Consider the following 2598-nt stretch of genomic DNA (forward strand, 5'->3'; position numbering starts at 1 on the left):
ACAGCTGCTCGCCGCGGCGTCGATCGTGGGGCGGTCCTTTGACCTGGAAACGGCTAGAGCGGTCAGCGGCCGGTCCGACGACGAGGCGGTGGAGGCCGTGGAGGAGCTGGTGCGGCTGCGTCTGGTCCAGGAGGTGGAGCGGCCGCAAGCGGGGGCCGAGCCGTTGTACGACTTCAGCCACGCCAAGCTGCGCGAGGTCGTCTACGACGGCTGCGGACTTGCCCGGCGCCGGCTGCTGCACCTGCGCGCGGCGGAAGCGATCGTGTCGCGGCCGGGACGAAGGCGGGAGCCCGAGCAGGCCGCCGTCGTGGCCGGACACTACCGCTCCGCCGGACGCGAAGCCGAAGCGGCGGAGTGGTACGCCAGAGCGGGCGCGCACGCGGCCTCCGTCCATGCCCACAGCGACGCGCTGGGTCACCTCTCGTCGGCCCTGGCGCTGGGGCACCCCGACCCGGCGTCGCTGCACGAACGGATCGGCGACCTGCAGACGCTGATGGGCGACTACGCATCCGCGCTGTCTTCATACGAGGCCGCGGCGGCGTTCTGCCCGCCGGACCGTGTTGTCGTCATCGAGCACCGGCTGGGGGCCGTCCAGGAGCGGAGAGGAAGGCCGGACCTGGCCGACGGCCACTTCCGCGCGGCGCTCGAGGCTGTGGGAGGCGACGACACGACGAGGGCGCGGCTGCTCGCCGAACGAAGCCTCGCCGCCCACCGCATGCAGAGACCGGACGATGCGGCCGATCTCGCTCGCCAGGCGGCCGACGTCGCCGCGTCGGCCGGAGACCGGCTCGCGCTGTCTCAGGCACACAACATCCTGGGCATCCTGGAGTCCAGGCGCGGGCACTTTCCGCAGGCCCGGGAGCACCTGGCGCGAAGCCTCGACTTCGCCGGGGACCTCGACGACCCGAGTCCGCGGATCGCCGCGCTCAACAACCTGGCCCTGACAGAGCGAGCTCAGGGAAACCTCGAGGAGTCCGCGAAGCTGATCCGCCGCGCACTCGATGAATCGGCCAGACAGCAGGACCTGCACCGCAAGGCCGCCCTGCACGGCAACCTCGCCGACGTCCTCCACGAGATGGGCCGCACCGACGAGTCCAAGCAGCAGCAGCTGGAGGCGGTGACGCTGTTCTTCCAGATCGGCGAGCGGGACGAGTCGGCGCAGCCGGGGATCTGGAAGCTCGTCGAGTGGTGAGCGCCTGGAGGCGCGCCGTGTGGCGCCTCAGCCCGCCGGAGCCGCCTCCCGGGCGCGGTGGTGGGCGCCCAGTTCCTCGAACAGCCGCCTGGCTTCGGACAGCTCCCGTTCCCCGGCCTCTTCGTCAGGCCGGCGCTTGGCGACCTCCGCGAGTTCCAGCCGCACGAGGGGCTCGAGGACGCGCATCTTCGTGGACTCGACGAGGTCCAGCGCCTCTCGCACGAGGACCTCGGCCTCCGCGAGCGAATCGTCACCCAGAGGGTCGCGGCGCAGCAGCGCCCGGACCAGGCTCAGCCGGGAGCGGATCTGGGCCGTTCCAAGTCCGCGCGCCCGTGATAGCTGGACGGCCGAACGCGCAATGCGTTCGGCGACCTCCACCTGCCCCAGCGCGAGCTTGGCTTCGGCCCGGTCGCTGAGGATCAGAGCTTCGACCTGGCGGCCGACGCCGGTCTCGCGGATCACCTCCAGCGCCCGTGAGAGAAGCTGCGCGGCGGGCGCCGCGTCACCGGAAAGAAGGTACGCGCGCCCCAGGGCGTAGTAGGAGCTCCACTGGAGGTTGCGCGTCTGGAGCTTGTCCGCGATCCGGACCGCCTGGCGCGCGTTGGCTATCGCCGAACGAGCATCACCTGTGAGCCAGGCGAGATCGCAGTGGCCCTGGTGAGCCCAGCACAGGATCTCCATCTCCTCGTGCTCGGTCGCGAGGCCGACCGCCCGGTCCAGCTCGCGCTCTGCCTCAGCGAACCTGCCCAGCCACGGCAGGACGCGTCCGCGCTGCATCACCAGCCAGATGTACGGGCTGTATCCCAGGTGCTCGGATCCGATTCGCAGGTCGCTCGGCACCCGTACAAGCGCGGAGTCAGCCGCCTGAACCGACTCGTCGAGCCGGCCCATCTGCCAATGCCAGATGCTGAGGTTCACGGCCGCGGCCATGCGCAGTCCCCGTAGTCCCGTCCTCTCGGCTAGAGTGGCGGCGGCGAGACTGTGCTCCAGGGCCTCCTCGACAGCCCCCGCCTGTCCCCGAGCCCGCGCGTAGACGAGCAGCAGTTGGGCCAGCGACCTGGTGTCGCCAAGCCGTTCGGCGAGCAGGCGTCCTTCTTCGAGCAGCTGCGCCGACTGCTCGACGGACACGCCCAGCCGAGAGCCGGAGTTGAGGATGCCGACGCAGGAGTCCAGGGCCAGCCTGTCGCGCTCCTGCCCCTCGGGAATGGCCGACATCTGCTCGCGTGCCGCCCACCAGTGACGCAGCGACGCCTCGGGGTCGTTGACGCCCGCCCAGGCCGCGGCTCTGGTCTGCCACCGCGCGGAACGCGCCGGCTCCCCAGCCTCGGTCCTGTGGTTGGCGAGACGCGCCGCGAGCTCGTCCTGGCGGTCGGGCTCGAGGTCCTCGATCGTCCTTGCGGCGGCTG

General features: G+C 71.4%; 2 protein-coding genes. One reads left to right on the forward strand and one right to left on the reverse strand.

Annotated elements, in window-relative coordinates:
• Positions 1-1192 (forward strand): tetratricopeptide repeat protein (locus VNE62_12960; GenBank protein ID HVE93189.1); only part of this gene is annotated, 1192 nt, incomplete at its 5' end.
• A gap of 27 nt (positions 1193-1219) precedes the next feature.
• On the opposite strand, the gene VNE62_12965 is transcribed toward VNE62_12960, so the two are convergent.
• On the reverse strand, positions 1220-2598 hold a 1379-nt coding region (locus VNE62_12965), incomplete at its 5' end, for a hypothetical protein (protein HVE93190.1).

This window comes from Actinomycetota bacterium, from assembly GCA_035536535.1.
Lineage (GTDB): Bacteria > Actinomycetota > JAICYB01 > JAICYB01 > JAICYB01 > DATLNZ01.